This window comes from Mesorhizobium sp. B2-9-1 (assembly GCF_006439455.1).
In the GTDB taxonomy this organism is placed as follows: Bacteria; Pseudomonadota; Alphaproteobacteria; order Rhizobiales; family Rhizobiaceae; genus Mesorhizobium.
Map to the genome: position 1 here is coordinate 1 of NZ_VFTP01000004.1, position 17,202 is coordinate 17,202.

Here is a 17,202-nt window from a genome sequence, read left to right on the forward strand (position 1 = left end):
TGTTGGTGACCGTGTACTTCCAGGAGATGGCCTCTCCCGACAGGATGTTCAGGCCATCGCCCGACGCCGTGTCGTCCGCCGTCACCTTGTCGATGGTGATCTTAGGATCGGCGCCGAAGTAATTCGAAGGATCGAAATCGGTTACGGTGCCCGTACCGGTTGAAGCCGTCACAGTACCGATATTGGAATAATTCCCGGAGATCGCCGTCCCGGAGCCGGTGAAAATCCAGGTCTCGGTCGTGTCGAGCTTGTTGTCGTGGTTGGTGTCGCCGATATTGAAGCCGCTGCTGAGCACCGGTGAGACGACGACGTTGTGGTCGTCGGTCACGACGACGTTCGACAACGCAACGTTGCCGGTATTGGTCACCGTATACTTCCAGGAGATCGAATCGCCTGCAAGGACGTTCAGGCCATCTCCGGAGACCGCGCCGTCGACCGTCTGCTTGTCGATGGCGATTCCGGGCTGGGTCGAAACGCTTGGGACCGTCGTGGTGCGCCACTCCTCGAAGCCGCCGTCCGAACCTGAGAAGCTCGAGTAGAGCGTGACGTAGGAGCTGGACGTCGCGCCGGCACTGAGGAAGGAGCTGACCGGGACAAGCACGCGGTAATCGTCCGTGCCGGAACCGCTATTGGAGTCCGTCAGCAGCTGCGTGCCGGGCATGTCGAAGACCGAGACGAAGCCGGAGAAGCCGGCATCATAGTCTGTGATGGTCGCGTCGTGGTTGGAAATATAGACCCTGAGATCGGTCAGCGTGATGTTGGCATTGACGTTTTCGTTAAGGTCCAGCCGGAACTCGATATATTGGATGCCATTGACGGTGATCGGCTGCAGATTGCCCCATTGCAGGCTGTGTGTGAACGAGGCCTTGTCGTCGAGGACTTTGCCATTCTGATCGGTGTTGAAGCCTTGCTCGACACCTGTCGCCTGCAAGCGGAAGAAGGAATCGTAGTTACCTGTGCCGGAACCAATCGACGTGGCCTCGAGAAGCACACCATCGCCAATGTCACTCATCGTCATTTCCTCCACAGACGCTCGCGCGCCTTTTTTGGCCGCCACGGCGGCTAACTACCCCATGCAACGACGCCAAGATCGGCGTCCAAATTCCGTGCGGGGAGGAGGATCCGCCTAGCGCCCGGCGCGCCGCACCTGCCCGTCCCCGGCCCGAGCGCACCAAATACAACATGGTGTCTCATGGCGGGTGGCGGTTCGATGGTGACGGCTAAAAGCGGCTGCGGATGCCGCGCTGCGTTTCCCCTACCCCAGTAGCACAGTATCTCGTTGTTGCCGGTCTCGAGATTGTTCACGCTACTATATTAGGATATTATTAACTCTACCGCAGCGTGCGTCAACGGGCAATTCGATGAAGAGTTAATGACAACACTCAAATCCGGGCGCGAATTCGGCCATTCAGTATAAAGAATACTTCGCTCTATCCTTAGGTCTTGCTTTATAAGGGACCTTTGCGGCGACCGTTTCAGACTTCGGTGTCAGACCTCGGTCGCAGCCATATGCACCTGAAGCGATGCGGCTGGAGGATGCTCTCAGACCGCTTTCTTGTTGCCCTGCCTGCCGCCATGCGCTTCCACGGCCTTCTCCACGGCGCGCTTCAGCTCGTCCTTGATCTCCGCCGTCTCGGCCATCAGCGCCTCGATCTTGAGAAAATCGAGCACGCGGTACTTCGAGACTTTTGGGCGGATCAGGATGTCGGGGCTGGACTGCTGCAGCTTGTTGGCGATGATCGACTGCATCATCAGCTGCGAGGCGCCATACATCAGGTCGACCGTGGTCGGATGCTTGCGCTCGGCGTCGCTCGGCGCACCGACCACGTCGATTGCGATGATGACATCGGCATCCTTTTCGAGGAGATCGAAGGGGACGGGATTGTAGATGCCGCCGTCGATCAGCAGGCAATCATTGCGCACCACCGGGCGGAACACCGCCGGAATGGCGGCCGAGGCCGCGAGCGCCGAATGCAATTCACCCTCGGCGAACACGGCGAGCTTGTGGCCGAAATAGTCCGTCGCCGTCACCTTGAGCGGAATCTTCAGCTCTTCGAAGGTGGCGGGGATATCCTGAGGCAGGAACGCCTTGAGGATGCGCTCGATATTGAACTGGCCGACGCGGATGCCGCCCTGCATGGCTTCGGCGATCGTGCCCGGCCGCGACCGCCACATGCGCGCCGCCATTTCAGCGCGGCTGCCGAGGATCGAACGGGAATAATCGTGGATTTGCGCTCCAGTCATGCCCGCGGCCATGCCGGCGCCCATGATGGCGCCGATCGACGAGCCGGCAATCGCCGCCGGCTTGATGCCAAGCTCGTCGAGAGCCTCGATGATATGGATATGCGCAAGACCGCGCGCGCCGCCGCCGCCGAAGGCCACCCCGAAGGTCGGGCTCATCCCTTGCGGCCTCCCGCCACCTGAACCAGCGGCGGCCCAATGACCATCACCGCCGGGTCGGACGACAGGAGCTTCTTCGCCGCCGCCTTGACGTCAGCCAGCGTCACGGCGTTGATGAGAGCCGCGCGCCGCTTGATATAATCGATGCCGAGATCATCGATCTGCAGCTCCACCAGCGTCGCGGCAATGGAGCTGGACGAATCCAGATTGCTGATGGCGTAGGCGCCGACCATGTATTTCTTGGTCGCCGCGAGCTCCTCCTCCGAGGGGCCGTTGTCGGCCATGTCCTTCACCACCTGCCGCACGATCGCAAGCGTTTGGGCCGCGCGGTCGGAACGCGTCGCCGTCGTCACCAGCAGCGCGTTGGAATGCTCGTGATCGACGAGATCTGAGCTGACGCTATAGGCAAGGCCGCGCTTCTCGCGCACCTCTTCGTAAAGATGCGACGTGAATGTCGAGCCGCCGAGTATCTCGTTCATCAGCGCGGCGGCGTAGAAATCGGGATCGCTTCGCTTCACGCCCGGCCAGGCAAGCTGCAGGGAGGTCTGCGGCAAGTCGTAATTCACTTCGAGCTGCTGGCCGAGCTTGGGCGTGACGTCGACAATCGGCGCCAGCGCCTGCTTGTCCGGCAGGTCGCCGAACACCTCGTCGAGCCTGCCGCTCAACGTGGCGGCGTCGATATCGCCCACCACCGCCACATGCAGGCCGCCGCGGGCGAAATTTGCTTTGTGGAAGGTCCTGAGGTCGTCGGCAGTGATGGTGGCGAGGCTGTCTTTGTTGCCCTCGTCCGGCCGCGCATAGGGATGCTGGCCGTAGATCGCGCGCAGCCAACGCTGCTGGCCGATCGTATTGGGGTCCCGCTCATTGGCGAGGATACCGGACAGTATCTGGGCGCGGATGCGGTCGATCGGAGCCTGGTCGAAGCGCGGGCGGTTCACCGCCAGCTTCAGCAGGCCGAAAGCCTCGTCCTTCTGGTCGGACAACATGCGGATCGAACCATAGATGCCATCGCGGGCGGCCTGAAAACTCATCTCGGCGCCGGCATCGTCGAGCTTCACCTGGAAGCCCTCGCTGTCGAGGTCGCCGGCGCCCTCGTCGAACAGGCCGGTCATCAGGTTGACCAGGCCTTCCTTGCCGGCCGGATCCTGCGCCGTGCCGCCGTCGAAGACGAAACGGATCGCAACCAGCGGGATCGAATGGTCTTCCACCAGCCAGGCGGTGACGCCCTTCTTCGACTTCACCTCCTGGATGTTCATTTCGGCGCGCGCGGCAAGCGCCGGCAAAAGCAGGAAGAACAGGGCGAAGCAAAGGATGGCGAAGGCGCGATAGACGCGCCCACCTTCTCCCTTTGCGGGAGAAGGTGGGTCGGCGCGTAGCGCCGAGACGGTTGAGGGGTGTTGGAAGGATCGCCGTCCTTGCCAAGCTGGAACACCCCTCATCCGACCGAGCGTCGCTCGGCCACCGCCCGGGGTCGAGCCACGGGTCTCGCCCCGTCCTTCGGACCCCACAAGGGGAGTAGGGGAAGCCTGGCGGGGAGAAGGAAAGGTGCTCGTGCGGCCAAGAACCATGCTCATCATCAATTCCCCGCCTGCTGCTGCGGCAAGAGATAGCCACTGGTTGAGCGATCGAGCACCAGATAGCGGGCGGCGACCGCCTTGACCTCATCGGCGGTTACCTTGCGGATGCGGTCGGGCCATTCCTGGACGTCCTTGACATTGCCGCCCGTGGCAAGCGTCGAGCCGTACATGTTGGCCATGTCGTCCTGCTTGTCGCGCGCAAAGATCATGGAGCGCACATAGCGGGTCTTGGCCCGCTCCAGCTCATCGTCGCTCACGCCGTCCTTGACGATGCGGGCGATCTCGGCATCGACCGCCGCCTCGATATCGACAAGCTTGGCGTCGCCGCGCGGGGCGCCATAGACGGTGAAGTTGGTGGCGTCGAGCATGGTGCCCTGGAAGTAGGCGCCGGCCTCGGAAGCGATACCCTGCTTGACGACGAGCTGCTGGTACAACCTGCTGCGGTTGTCGCCGCCGAGGATCTCGGCAAGCAGGTCGAGCGCCTCGGCTTCGCCGGGCTTGGCCGTGTGATAGGATGGCACCACCCATTGCGTCGAAAAACTCGGCACCGAGACGCGCGCGTCGGTCAGCGTCACCGTGCGCTTCGTGTTCTGCTCGGGCTCGACGGGACGGATGCGCGGCCGCAGGTCCGGGCCGCGGGCGACCTTGCCGTAGGTCCTTTCGGCCATCGCCTTCACCGCGTCGGGATCGACGTCGCCCACCACCACCAGCACGGCGTTGTTCGGTCGATAATAGGCGTCGTAGAAGGCTTTCGCGTCCGGACGGTTCAACTGCTCCATCTCCTGCATCCAGCCGATCACCGGAATGCGGTATGGCTGGTTCTGCCAGAGCGTCGCATCGACCTCCTCGTCGAGCACCGCCTGCGGGTTGCCGTCGATGCGCGAGCGGCGCTCCTCCAGGATCACGTCGCGCTCGGTCTTGATGACATCGTCGGTCAGGATGAGGTTGCGCATGCGATCGGCCTCGAAGCCCATCATCTGCTCGAGCGCCGAAGGCGGCACGGTCTCGTGGAAGGCGGTGTAGTCGTAAGAGGTGAAGGCGTTGTTGGAGCCGCCGATCTCGGACACGGCGCGGTCGAACTCGCCGGCGGCGTGGTTGGTCGTGGCCTTGAACATCAGATGCTCGAAGAAATGCGCGATGCCGGATTTGCCGGGCGGCTCGTCGGCGCTGCCGATCTTGTACCAGACCATGTGGGTGACGATCGGGGCGCGATGGTCCGGGATGACGACCACTTCCATGCCGTTGTCGAGCAGGAAATCCTTGACCGCGCCGACATCGACCGCACGGGCCGGAGCGGCCGCGGCAAGCGCCAGCGCGCCCGCCAGAAGCGCTGTGCGCAGCCTAATCCCTGTTCGTCTCATCAAGTTCTCCGGTCGCGGTTGCGCGACGATAGGCAAGGTTGTTGGCGAGGCAACGTGAATTGTGAGTCATTTTCGAGGCGGTGCTACCCAACCTCGATGAAGCGAATGACCGTTTCGCCGTAATTGCGCTCGTCCATCACGGAAAAACCGGCGCCCGGTTCGAACGCCGCCGAGGCAGCCTCCTCGACGACGCAGAGCGCGCCAGGCAGAAGCCAGCCGCCGGCCTTGGCCGAGCGCAGCGCGCGCTCGCCGAGCCCTTTGCCATAGGGCGGGTCGGCGAAGATCAGGCCGAAGGGCGAGATCGTGCCGGCGTCGCCCAAATGAGCGGCGTCACGACGAAAAATCTTGGTGCGGCCGGTGAGTCCATAGGCCTCGACGTTCTCGCGAATCAGGCCTCGCCCTTCCGTCGATTCCTCAATGAAGACGCAGTAGGAGGCGCCGCGCGACAATGCCTCAAGTCCGAGCGCGCCGGTGCCGGCGAAGAGGTCGAGCACGCGGCCGCCCTCGAGCTTTTCCGCGTAGCGATGCGCCAGGACGTTGAACACCGCCTCGCGGGTGCGGTCGGTGGTCGGGCGGATTGCGTTGCTTTTCGGCGTCGCCAGCGGACGCCCGCGGAATTCACCGCCGACGATCCGCATCGCCGCCCCTCTTCGGACCGCGCGGCCTGTCGCCGCCATCGCCTTCAGGACGCTCGCCGCGAGGCTTGCCGAACGGCTTCGCGCCCGGCTTTCCCTTGCCGCCCGGTTTGTAGGATGCCTTGCGCGCCTTGGCCTCGGCGGCCTTGGCGGCGTCGGCTTCCGCCCTGCCCTTGCCGATCGGCCGGGCGCCCGGCGCCATCCAGACATTGGCCTTGCGCTGGCCCGGCGGCTCGATCGGCCGCTGCTCGCGCTCGGATTTCTTGCCCCCAAACCGCGGCTTGTCGCCAAAACCGCCGCGGTCGGATTTCGGGCCGCGCTCGCCGAACGCCCTGTCCGGCCTAAATGCCCTGTCTGGCCCAAATGCCCTGTCTGGCTTTGTCGAGAGCTTGCTCAGCGCCTCGTCGCGGCTGCCTTCGCGGCGCTTGCGCGCCTTGATCAGCCCGCCCTCGCCGATCGGCCGGTGGTCGCCGTCGCGCGTGAATTTCGGCCGGTCGGTCTCTTCACGGCGAGGCCCGCCGCCGCGCACCGGCTTATTGGAGAACGGCTTTTGGATTTCGGCATCGAAATTGGCGCCGGACTCCTCGATCAGCCGCTCGCCAAGCTGCTCGCGCAGCACACGGCCCTTGATCTCGAGCACATGGCCCTCCGGCAGGTCCTCGAGCTGGAACGGCCCGTAGGAGATGCGGATCAGCCGCGTCACGTCGAGGCCAAGCGCGCCGAGGATGTTCTTCACCTCGCGGTTCTTGCCTTCGCGCAGGCCGAGCGTCAGCCACGCATTGGAGCCCTGCTCGCGATCGAGCGAAGCTTCGATGGAGCCGTAGAAGACGCCGTCGACGGCGATGCCTTCGCGCAGGCCGGCGAGCGCGCTCTCCTCGACCTTGCCGTGGACGCGCGCACGATAGCGCCGCAGCCAGCCGGTGGCCGGCAATTCGAGCACTCGCGACAGCCCGCCGTCATTGGTCAAGAGCAGCAGGCCCTCGGTGTTGATGTCGAGCCGGCCGATCGTCATCAGCCGCGGCAGGTCGGGCGGCAGCACGTCGAAGACGGTCCTACGGCCTTCCGGATCGCGGTTGGTCGTGACGACTCCCGCCGGCTTGTGGAACAGGAAGAGACGCGTGCGCTCGATCGGCGGAATCTCGGTGCCGTCGAGATGGATGATGTCGTTGGCGCTTACATTGAAGGCTGGCGAGTCCAGCACCTTGCCGTTGACCTTGACGCGGCCGGCCGCGATCAGTTCCTCGGCGTCGCGGCGCGAGGCGATGCCGGCGCGCGCCAGCCGCTTGGCGATGCGCTCGCCGCTTTCCGGCGCGGCTTCCGAGGGCCGCGGCCGCGGCTTGAAGCCACCTTCCGGTTTTCTTGCGATGCTATCGCGCTGCGGACGATCGCTGAAGTCTCGCTTCGGCCGGTCGGCGAAATCGCGTTTGGGACGGTCATCGAACGCGCGCTTGGGGCGGTCGAAACGTCGTTCGCTCCGCTCGCCTTCGGCCCCCGCCGGCCGGTCGCCACGCGGCGTATAGGGCTTGCGACTCTCACGCTTGTCGAAGGGCTTGCCGTCGCGCGGCGGACCTTTGCGGAACGGGCTGTCGCCGCGCTCCCCGCCTTCCCCCGTTTCACGCGGCTTGTAGCTGCGCTTGAAGTCACGGGCAGGGCGCTCGCCTTCGGCCGCCATCGGCCGGTCGCCGCGCGGTGTGTAAGGCTTGCGGCCATCGCGCTTCTCAAAGGGCTTGCCGTCAGGGCGCGGACCCTTGCGGAACGGCTTTTCGGCACGCCCAGCGCCCTCGACCGTTTCGCGTGGCTTATAGCTACGCTCGCCATAGCGGCGCTCGCCTTCGGCAGCCGCGGGCCGCTCGCGCTTGGCGAACGGCTTCTTGGCGCCGTAGGCCGGCTTGCCGTCTCGCAGGCCCGCCGGTTTCGAGCCGGCTTTGCGCGGCCCGCGTGAAGATTTCTTGTCGTCGTTCATTACTTCGCTCGTCTTCACCTGCTACAGCGCAGCACGCCCTTTCGGACGCCCAGCGCAGGCGGTGTCATCTTGATTATTGCGCATATGCCAGCGCGGCAAAAACCGATTCCGGTTTTCAAGGTCTCGCGCTAGATAACAGGATCGCTGTCGGGTGGCGAGGAGTAATCGGAATGGAGACCCCTTGAAACGACCGGATTTCATGGCCCTGGCGCTTGAAGAGGCCGAAGCGGCCGCCGGCCGCGGCGAAGTGCCGGTCGGCGCCGTGATCGCCAATGGCGGCACGGTGGTCGCGAAAGCCGGCAACCGCACGCGCGAGTTGGCGGACCCGACAGCGCATGCCGAGATGCTGGCGATCCGCGAGGCCTGCCGGAAGCTCGCAAGCGAGCGTCTCACCGGCCACGACCTCTATGTGACGCTGGAGCCCTGCGCGATGTGCGCCGGCGCGATCTCCTTCGCTCGGCTGCGGCGGCTCTATTTCGGCGCCGCCGACGAGAAAGGCGGCGCGGTGGTCAACGGCGTGCGCTTCTTCGCCTCGCCCACCTGCCACCACACGCCGGACATCTATGCGGGGATCGGCGAAAGCGACGCCGCCCTCATCCTCAAGGATTTTTTTCGCGAGAGACGGGATGGCGGGTGAGGTGAAGTGAGTAGTGGTTAGTGAGTAGTGAGTAGTGAGTAGTGAGTAGTGAGTAGTGAGTAGTGAGTAGTCACTACTGACTACTGACTACTGACTACTGACTACTGACTACTGACTACTGACTGTTCACAGCCCCAGCCAGTCGAACCAGCCACCCTTCTTGCCTTCGGCCTGCGCCTTGAGACGGCGCTCCTTCTTGTACTCGTCCTCGCCGAGCTCGTTCTGCGGCGCGGTGGCGGCCGCCTGGCGATAGGCAAGCGGGGGCTCGCTCAGATATCTGCGAGTGGTCGGATCGCCCTGCTTCTGTTCGGCCAGCCGGCGCTGAACCTCGGCGCGGCGCGTGGCGCTGGAATCATCCGGCGACCAGCGCGGGGGGTGGCTTGAACCCGACTCCGCCATCGCCTTCTTAACCGCTTCGGGATCGGTCTGGACATCCTCGGCCGCTTCGGCCTGGTAGTTCGGATCGTTCTGATGGGCGGTGGCGTCGGCGCGGATACGGGCACGGCGCGCCTCCGGCGATTCGGGCCAGTCGGCGCTCGCCGTCTCGATGCTCTGCTGCGGCGGCGGCAGGTTTTCCTTCTGCCCCGGGGCCGGCTTCACCAGCTCAGGACGCGGCTTGTAGTCGATCGGATCGCGACGCTTCGGCGTGATCGCGGCGGCGCCGGAAACGTCGTCGAAGAGCTGCGCGGCGGCCGTCTTGTCGGTTCCGTAGGTGGGCGAGCTCATGCAGCCGGACATTGCGACGGCCGATACCACAAGCGGCGCCAGCAGCGCGGCGCGCGCAAACGTTCTGTCGGTCATGCCATAAAGTCCCACTCTAACAGCCTTTCGGTCGCCACCGGCCAAGGGCACGGTCCCCTGCTTCCCCGCATTTGCGATGGAAATCCGGCGACAATTTGTCTGCCGGAGTGTCGCGTGTTTACCTCAACCGCTCGTTAAGGGCAACGCACGGGCGGTTTCGGGCCACCCGGCGCGCTGCTTTTGCACTTGTTTGACGCGTCGTTATCCCAAAACCGCCGGACACTTTTGGGCGACATATACCTATTTGGCTGATGCATGTCGTTATCCCAAAACCGCCCGGACACTTTTGGGCGACATGCATTTATTGGCTGATGCATGTCGTTATCCCAAAACCGCCCGGACACTTTTGGGCGACATGCATCTAGAGCCGCCCAAGCGCCTTCAATTCGTGCAGCACGGCGGCGTCACGGGCCGAGACATCCGGAAATTCCGGATCCCGTCCGACATCGGCGGTGTAGCGCCAGGAGCGCGCGCATTTGACCAGACCGCGATCCTCGGCTTTCTCCACCACAACCGCCACGCCCTTGACGTCGTCGAGCGTGAAGGCGCTTTCCGGGGCCTTGCCATGCTTGACGACGAGATCGCTGGTGATCGCCATCTCGGCCATGTCGACATCGGCGATCGCTGCTTCCAGCGCCGCGTCGTCGAGCGTCACCACCGGCACCGCCTCGAGCGACGAACCGATCAGCTTCTCGGCGCGCGCGATCTCCAGCGCGCCGGTGACGACACGGCGCACCTGCCTTACCTTGCGCCATTTCTCGGCCAGCGCCTCGTTGCGCCAGTTCTGCGGGATCGCCGGGAACTGGTCGAGATGCACCGACACGGCTTGCGGATGGCGGTCGAGCCAGGCTTCTTCGGTGGTGAAGGGCAGCATCGGCGCCAGCCACTTCACCAGGCATTCGAAGAGGTGGCGCACCACCTGCACGGCCGCCTTGCGGCGCAGGCTCGACGGTCCGTCGCAGTAGAGCGCGTCCTTGCGGATGTCGAAATAGAAGGCCGAAAGCTCCACCACCATGAAATCGAGCAGCGTGCGGGTGATGCGCTTGAACTCGAACGCGTCGTAGCCCTGGCGCACCACCTCGTCCAGCTCCGACAGCCGATGCAGCATCAGCCGTTCCAGTTCCGGCATCGTCTCGACCGGCACATCCTGCCCGTCGTCATGGGCCAGCGTGCCCAGCATCCAGCGGATGGTGTTCCTGAGCTTGCGGTAGGCGTCGATATTGGTCTGCAGCACGTTCTTGCCGAGGCGCTGGTCTTCCCAATAATCGGTCGTCACCACCCAGAGCCGCAGGATATCGGCGCCGGACTGCTTGATGACGTCCTGCGGCACGACGGTGTTGCCGAGCGACTTCGACATCTTGCGGCCTTCCTCGTCCATGGTGAAGCCATGGGTGATGACCGTGTCGTAAGGCGCCCTGCCCCTGGTGCCGCAACTTTCGAGCAGCGAGGAATGGAACCAGCCGCGATGCTGGTCCGAGCCCTCGAGATAGACGTCGGCCGGCCATTTGAGATCCGGACGGTCTTCCAGCGTGAAGACATGCGTCGAGCCGGAATCGAACCAGACGTCCAGGATGTCCATCACCTGGTGCCATTTCGAGGCATCGTGATTGCCGAGGAAGCGCGCCTTGGCGCCTTCGGCGAACCAGGCGTCGGCGCCTTCCTTCTCGAAAGCGTCCATGATGCGCCGGTTGACGGCCTCGTCCTTCAGCACATTGCCGTCCTCGTCGGCGAAGACGGCGATCGGCACGCCCCAGGCGCGCTGTCGCGACAGCACCCAGTCCGGGCGCTCCTCGATCATGGCGCGGATGCGGTTCTGGCCCGCCGCCGGCACGAAGCGGGTGTCGTCGATCGCCTTCAGCGCGCGACTACGCAGCGTGGTGCCGTCGCCAAGGTCCTTGTCCATATAGACGAACCATTGCGGCGTGTTGCGGAAGATCACCGGCTTCTTGGAGCGCCAGGAGTGCGGATAGCTGTGCTTCAGCCGGCCGCGCGCGAAGAGCGCGTTGCGCTTGATCAACTCGTCGATGACCGCCTGATTGGCATTGCCCTTCTTGCCGTTGTCATCGATGACGCGCGCCGCACCGCCCTCGCGCCCGGGGCCGAAGCCCGGCGCGTCCTTGGTGAAGAAGCCGGCATCGTCGACCGTGAAGGGGATCGCGGTATCGACGCCGCGCGCCCTCAGCTCGCTCGCGGCTTCCATCCAGGCGTCGAAGTCCTCGCGGCCATGGCCGGGCGCGGTGTGCACGAAGCCGGTGCCGGCATCGTCGGTGACATGCTCGCCGGCAACCATCGGCACCGGGAATTCATAGCCGCCGCCTAGCCCCTTGAAAGGATGCGAAAGCGTAAGCTTCCCAAGCTGTTCGGCCGAGACGCTGTGAAGCCGGTTCAGCGCGACCTTGGCCTTGGCGGCACAGTCCTCGGCCAGCGCGTCGGCAAAGATCAGCTTCTCGCCGGGCTGCGGGCCGAATGCGTTCTCGGCCGCCGTCACATCATAGAGGCCATAGGCGATGCGCGGCGAATAGCTCACGGCGCGGTTGCCGGGGATCGTCCAGGGCGTGGTCGTCCAGATGACGACATGCGCCTCGACCAGATCGAGCGCGGCCTCGTCCAGCGCCGGCGCGGCGCCGGCGACCGGCTGGGCGAGGCTCGCGACCGGGAATTTCACCCAGATTGTGTCGCTCTCATAGTCCTGGTACTCGACCTCGGCCTCGGCGAGCGCGGTACGCTCGACCACGCTCCACATCACCGGCTTCGAGCCGCGGTAGAGCTGGCCGGACATGGCGAATTTCAACAGTTCGCCGGCAATGCGCGACTCGGCATGGTAAGCCATGGTCGTATAGGGATTGTCGAAATCGCCGATGACGCCGAGGCGCTGGAACTCGTCGCCCTGCACCTTGATCCAATGAGCCGCGAAGTCGCGGCATTCCTTGCGGAACTCGTTGACCGGCACCTCGTCCTTGTTCTTGCCCTTGGCGCGATACTGCTCCTCGATCTTCCATTCGATCGGCAGGCCGTGGCAGTCCCAGCCCGGCACGTAGTTGGCGTCATAGCCGCGCATCTGGAAGGAGCGGTTGATGACGTCCTTGAGGATCTTGTTCAGCGCATGGCCGATATGGATGTTGCCGTTGGCGTAGGGCGGGCCGTCATGCAGCACGAATTTCTCGCGGCCGGCGGCCTCCTCGCGCAGCTTTCTGTAAAGGTCCATGCCCTGCCAGCGCTTGACCAAGCCAGGCTCCTTCTCGGGCAGGCCGGCGCGCATGGGGAAATCCGTCTGCGGCAAATAAAGCGTTTTGGAATAGTCGATCGTCTCAACAGTGTCGGTCATTGATCTGCCATCTCAGGGTACCCGACGACAAAAGCCGGGCGTTCAAGTCTTGCTTTGACGCATATCGTTTTCCCAAAAACGAAGCCACCTTCGGGCGATATGCGTTGATGTTCATGAAAAAAACGCGAGGGGCGCGCGCGAAAACACCCGGCGGCTCCAGCGGCGCTCAGGCCGCCCGGAACACCGGGCCCGTAATTCGTATCGCGATCGCGAAAAGGCGCGAAAAGCTCGTCATGGCGTGGCTTTTAGACGAGGCGCGGCGGCTTGAAAAGCCTGAACTCTACGGCATTTCCCCGCTGGAAGCCCTTCTGCCGTCAGTTTTCTTGCGGCATGAGCCATTTGCGCTATATTCATGGGCAAATGGCAACGGAACCAAAACCATGTCCAGCTCGCATATCAGCGCTCAGACAAAGGCGGCCGCGACGTTGTCCGCAGCGGTATCAGACCGGTTTCTCGTCCCCGTGGCCAGGCTCGAAGGCCTTCGTCAGCGAGGCTTCAGCAATGACGAAATCTACAGAATAGTTGGTCCGCGACGCACGTTGGCTCGCCGCAAAGAGCGAAACGAAGCACTGACAGTTGCCGAATCTGATCGGGTCGTGCGGCTAGAGCGGATTTCGGCGATGGCAGATCGGGTATTCGGTAGCCATGAAAAAGCCCAACGCTGGCTCCGCAAGCACAGCAAGGTGCTCGGCGAAACACCTATCAACCTACTCCAGTCCGAGACGGGCGCCGTCTTGGTGGAGGAAGAACTCCATCGCATAGACTATGGCATTTTTGCCTGAGAATGCGGCTCTGGCGCATCTCCAACTATGCCGACCTGTCCGGCATCGGCGGCACGCTGGGCGCTGGCCGCTGGCATTCCTTGGGAACACCGATCGTCTATTGCGCTGATCATCCGGCGACGGCGCTTCTTGAGATACTGGTGCATCTCGACGCGGAAGACCTGCCTCAGACCTATCAGCTTCTGGGAATCGAAGTGCCGGACGGCGTCGCGGTTGCATCCACCAACCTGCCAGCAGATTGGAAGAACAACCTGGCCATGACGCAGCAGCTCGGAACGGACTTTGTCACCGCCGCCACGCATGCGGTCATGGAGGTTCCCAGTGTCATCGTCCCATTCACCAAGAACTTTCTCCTCAGCCCCAGCCTCCTGGCTCGCGACGGCATCCACATCGTCAGCGTCACGCATCACCCGGTCGATACACGATTGCTGGGGTAAGACCTACATCGTGAAATTGAAGCGGTAAGTGGTCGAGACACCGAACATCCACTGGTTGCGGTCGCCGCGCTCCTTGACCAGGCTGGAATCGGCCGCCCGCCCCATCAGGCGCGAATATTCGGTGAAAACGCTCGCCGTCATCGGCTCGGTCACTTTCCAGGTGATCGTGCCGCCGAGGCCGGCCGACTTCACGCCGCCGCCCGGATGGTACTCGCTCAAGCCCGAAGCCGCCGCTTCCTTGGCATTGACGCCGTAATAGGCGTCGAAATAGTCCGACGAGGCGAAGGAAACGCGCGGACCGCCGGAAATGCGAACGGCCGGCGTGATGTCGTAGAAGGCGTCGGCCGCGATATCGGCGACGAAACCGTTGTGGGAGCGGATGCCATGCCGCAGCTCGGCCCGCGCGCGAAGCCAGTCCAGCGGATAAAATTCGAAGAAGCCGCCCGCCTCGCCGCCGAAGCGCACCGGATCGAGGCCCTTGAGCTCATCCTTGCTCTCGCGCGAGAATATGAACTTGCCGGTCAAGCCGGCGCGAATGGAACCGTCATCGATCAGTGCCAGCGAGATGTTGTCGTTGCGCGAGGTGAAGCGCGCCTCCGGACCGACCCTGCCGAGCGAAACGATCGGCTGGGCGCTGAGCATATATTTCTTGCCGCCCTCGAAATTCGGCGCGACCAGCGCTGTGGCGCCGAGCGTCAGATACCAGTCGCCGGATATCCAGCTGCCTTCGCCTGCTTGGGCAGCAGGCGCGGTGGACAGGCCCAAGGCGATGGCCAGCGGAATCGTCCCGACAATACGCATCGTCACCCCTTACGCGAAACGCGCCGGCAGCACCACCTGCCAGCGCTCAAGCCATGCCGCGCGTTCGGTAAAATTTGGCTTAAAGTCGTAACGTCGGAACCGGCGGAATCGACGGACGAATTAGGCGACACGCCGGGTGCGGCGAGACGTCTCTATCAGATCGCAAGCCGCTTCCAGTCCGCCGGTAAGCGGGTTTGATGCCCCATAGGCAAGGGCCGCTCTGTGCCATTGCGCGGGGACCGCCGGGTTGCCGGCCTTCAGGATTGCCTGCCGCCAGATTTCAGGATCGTCGCGGTTGGCCACAACCAGCCCCGCTCCGCTGGCTTCGACATATTTTGCATATCCGCAGGCGTCCGATGCGATGACAGGCAAGCCGTTTGCGAGTGCCTCGAGGATCACCGTGCCTGTATTTTCAAGGCGAGCCGGATGCAGCATGAAATCGCTTGCAACCACAATCGCCGGAATGTCTTCCTGGATGCCCAACAGGGTAACCCGTTCCGACATGCCGGATTTGGCAATCAGGGCGCGAAGCCGCGTTTCTTCCTCGCTGCCTTTTCGAAGACCGGCGATCAGCCAATGGATATCCGGGAACGGCTGAAGGCCCTTTACCGCCCGATCGAGACCCTTCACCTTCAATCTATTGGCGATGGTCAAGGCAATGACGGATTTGCGGGGAAGCCCAAAACGATCGCGGATCTCATTGCGGTCGACAGTGAGCAGTTCCGGTCTGCGGCGTTTCGGATCGAGCGTCGGGCCGACGACGTGAATGCGCGATTCCTCGGTTCGCCAGAAGTCTCGGTAAAGCGCTGCCTGGTTTTCGCTGAGCGCAATGATCTGCACGGCGTTGCCAGGGGCAAAGATCATCGATTCGAGATTCTGCTGGCGCATGAAGCGGGGCGAAAACGGCCGCCACCATCCGAGCTTCGACACAAAATAGGGCGGATCGCCGGCATAGTAGATGTCCAGACCCGCCATCTTGTTGAAACCGACCACGCAGTCGAAGTCGCGCCTGGCCGTCAGCACCGACCTTCCCAGCGCATATTCGGTGCCCGGGTTGGAGAGAACCCTTGCCGGCTGGATCTTTATCGCAGCCGAACTCTCGACATGACCGACCTGGCGCGTCGTCAGGATCGTCACGCTATGGCCGCGCCCGACCAGTCGGTCGCTGATATTGAGACAATCCCTCTGCAGACCCCCGTTCATGAAGAGGGTAGAGATTGCGCAGCAGATTCTCATCGCGTTATCCGGAGCGCCGCCCCACCCCCAAGTCAGATCGGAGAGAGACCCCGGGTGCGCCCCAGACTTCCCCATTCAAACAAACACGCCGGGCGCTCAAATGTTGGTCGTGTTGAAAATAGGCATATGCTGTATATAGTCCGTTATCAAGAGACCTGGATGCTGTTGCATTCAAGCTTTTTCAAAAAAACTCAATTGGAGCGCGCATGAAAATTCCACGGAACGATCGTGGCCGCCGAGCCGGCCTCGACTGAAAGCCGCGGCAGCCGTGCCAAAGGCCCTGCGCGAATATGACTTGCAGCAATGGTTGAGGCTGCAGCCGCTGACGCATGCCGTCAAGACTGCCCGTTACCGGAAAATCGACCGGAGGTTTCTGCGTCAGCCGCTCAAGGATGGCGATATCCAGGACATCCGTGCCGCCGTCCGGGGTCGCCATGTCCTGGTTACCGTCGCTTTCGGCGATGCTCAGTGCCTGGATCTGCAGTTGCGGCTGACGAGACAACTCGTTCGCCATGATCTCCACATCGTTGCCGACAACAGCATCGGCGAAGCTTCCGCAGGCGACAACAGGCAGGTATGCGCAGCCCATGGCGCCGCCTATGTCAGGCTGCCGACCAATCCGTGGACCGCAAGAAACCCGAGCCGGTCCCACGGCGCGGCGCTCAACTGGATGTGGCACAATATTCTGAAGCCTGCCGCGCCGGCCGCGTTCGGATTCCTGGACCAGGATCTTTTCCCGACGCAGCCATGCGACCCTTTCGAGCCTCTTGAAGGTGCGCCGTTTCACGGCGACCTCCGCACGGCAGGCTCGCGATGGTATTTGTGGGCTGGCTATTGCTTCTTCCGATTCGACGCCGTCGGCCGCAAGCCTCTTGATTTCGGGCTCGACTGGTTCGCCGGCCTCGACACCGGCGGAGCCAACTGGGATGTGCTCTATCGGGATGTGGATCCGAACAGGGTTCCGCAACGGCCGATAACCGCATTCGCGGCCTTGCCTGGGGTTGAGCTCAGACGGGCCTATTGCGAATGGCGGGGAAGCTGGCTTCATGAAGTCGGCCTCGATGGCGACCTCTCGTTGAAGGCGAAAAAGCGTGAGGCGGTCCTGCGGCTGCTCGCGCCCGCACTTGAGGTCCCGCTCGGATCGGCGCGACAAGGACATTGACGGTCGACAGACCGAGGAAACTTTGGAATTGGAATTTTGAAGCCAGGCTGCCGACATTCGAGAATTCAACGGCCATTCGGTCGCG

The 17,202-nt window shown here is 63.4% G+C and carries 14 protein-coding genes; 4 read left to right on the plus strand and 10 right to left on the minus strand.

What is annotated here, in order from left to right:
• From FJW05_RS09945 to FJW05_RS09970, 6 genes are all read right to left on the minus strand, one after another.
• The coding region (locus FJW05_RS09945; RefSeq protein ID WP_210239091.1) for a hypothetical protein at positions 1-1,012 on the minus strand (1,012 nt) is incomplete at its 3' end.
• A gap of 530 nt (positions 1,013-1,542) precedes the next feature.
• Entirely contained in the window at positions 1,543-2,400 is an 858-nt protein-coding gene (locus tag FJW05_RS09950; RefSeq protein WP_140631053.1) for a patatin-like phospholipase family protein, read from the minus strand.
• Complete coding sequence (locus FJW05_RS09955) at positions 2,397-3,839, minus strand: pitrilysin family protein (protein WP_140631055.1); 1,443 nt, start codon at positions 3,837-3,839, stop codon at positions 2,397-2,399. Before FJW05_RS09955 ends, FJW05_RS09950 begins: the two co-directional genes overlap by 4 nt.
• 137 nt (positions 3,840-3,976) lie before the next feature.
• On the minus strand, positions 3,977-5,338 hold the full coding sequence (locus FJW05_RS09960; RefSeq protein ID WP_140631058.1) for a pitrilysin family protein: 1,362 nt from the start codon (positions 5,336-5,338) through the stop codon (positions 3,977-3,979).
• Positions 5,339-5,421: 83 nt separating this feature from the next.
• Positions 5,422-5,976, minus strand: a complete 555-nt coding sequence (rsmD, locus tag FJW05_RS09965) for a 16S rRNA (guanine(966)-N(2))-methyltransferase RsmD (RefSeq protein WP_140631061.1) — start codon at positions 5,974-5,976, stop codon at positions 5,422-5,424.
• On the minus strand, positions 5,957-7,936 hold the full coding sequence (locus tag FJW05_RS09970) for a pseudouridine synthase (RefSeq protein ID WP_140631064.1): 1,980 nt from the start codon (positions 7,934-7,936) through the stop codon (positions 5,957-5,959). Before FJW05_RS09970 ends, rsmD begins: the two co-directional genes overlap by 20 nt.
• 181 nt (positions 7,937-8,117) lie before the next feature.
• Between FJW05_RS09970 and FJW05_RS09975 the strand changes: the two genes are divergently transcribed.
• The gene (locus tag FJW05_RS09975) at positions 8,118-8,573 is read left to right on the plus strand and encodes a nucleoside deaminase (protein WP_140542480.1); all 456 of its coding nucleotides are present in this window, start codon (positions 8,118-8,120) and stop codon (positions 8,571-8,573) included.
• 126 nt (positions 8,574-8,699) lie between these two features.
• Here FJW05_RS09975 and FJW05_RS09980 read toward each other — a convergent pair whose 3' ends face one another.
• Together FJW05_RS09980 and ileS are read right to left on the minus strand one after the other, a co-directional pair.
• The gene (locus tag FJW05_RS09980) at positions 8,700-9,374 is read right to left on the minus strand and encodes a hypothetical protein (RefSeq protein WP_140542481.1); all 675 of its coding nucleotides are present in this window, start codon (positions 9,372-9,374) and stop codon (positions 8,700-8,702) included.
• Between the two features lie 361 nt (positions 9,375-9,735).
• On the minus strand, positions 9,736-12,699 hold the full coding sequence (ileS, locus tag FJW05_RS09985; RefSeq protein ID WP_140631068.1) for an isoleucine--tRNA ligase: 2,964 nt from the start codon (positions 12,697-12,699) through the stop codon (positions 9,736-9,738).
• A 107-nt stretch (positions 12,700-12,806) separates the two neighbouring features.
• On the opposite strand from ileS, the gene FJW05_RS27695 reads away from it, so the two are divergent.
• Entirely contained in the window at positions 12,807-13,481 is a 675-nt protein-coding gene (locus tag FJW05_RS27695; RefSeq protein WP_246673318.1) for an antitoxin Xre/MbcA/ParS toxin-binding domain-containing protein, read from the plus strand.
• A 2-nt stretch (positions 13,482-13,483) separates the two neighbouring features.
• Complete coding sequence (locus FJW05_RS09995; protein ID WP_140631076.1) at positions 13,484-13,918, plus strand: RES family NAD+ phosphorylase; 435 nt, start codon at positions 13,484-13,486, stop codon at positions 13,916-13,918.
• A 3-nt stretch (positions 13,919-13,921) separates the two neighbouring features.
• Here the strand turns inward: FJW05_RS09995 and FJW05_RS10000 are convergent, their stop codons facing one another.
• Together FJW05_RS10000 and FJW05_RS10005 are read right to left on the minus strand one after the other, a co-directional pair.
• A complete protein-coding gene (locus FJW05_RS10000) occupies positions 13,922-14,719 on the minus strand; it encodes a MipA/OmpV family protein (protein WP_140631079.1) in 798 nt (265 codons plus the stop codon).
• Between the two features lie 120 nt (positions 14,720-14,839).
• Positions 14,840-16,030: a glycosyltransferase family 4 protein gene (locus FJW05_RS10005; protein ID WP_140631082.1), complete on the minus strand. Its 1,191-nt coding sequence runs from the start codon at positions 16,028-16,030 to the stop codon at positions 14,840-14,842.
• A gap of 193 nt (positions 16,031-16,223) precedes the next feature.
• Between FJW05_RS10005 and FJW05_RS10010 the strand changes: the two genes are divergently transcribed.
• Positions 16,224-17,117, plus strand: a complete 894-nt coding sequence (locus tag FJW05_RS10010; RefSeq protein ID WP_140631085.1) for a hypothetical protein — start codon at positions 16,224-16,226, stop codon at positions 17,115-17,117.
• Positions 17,118-17,202 lie beyond the last annotated feature (85 nt).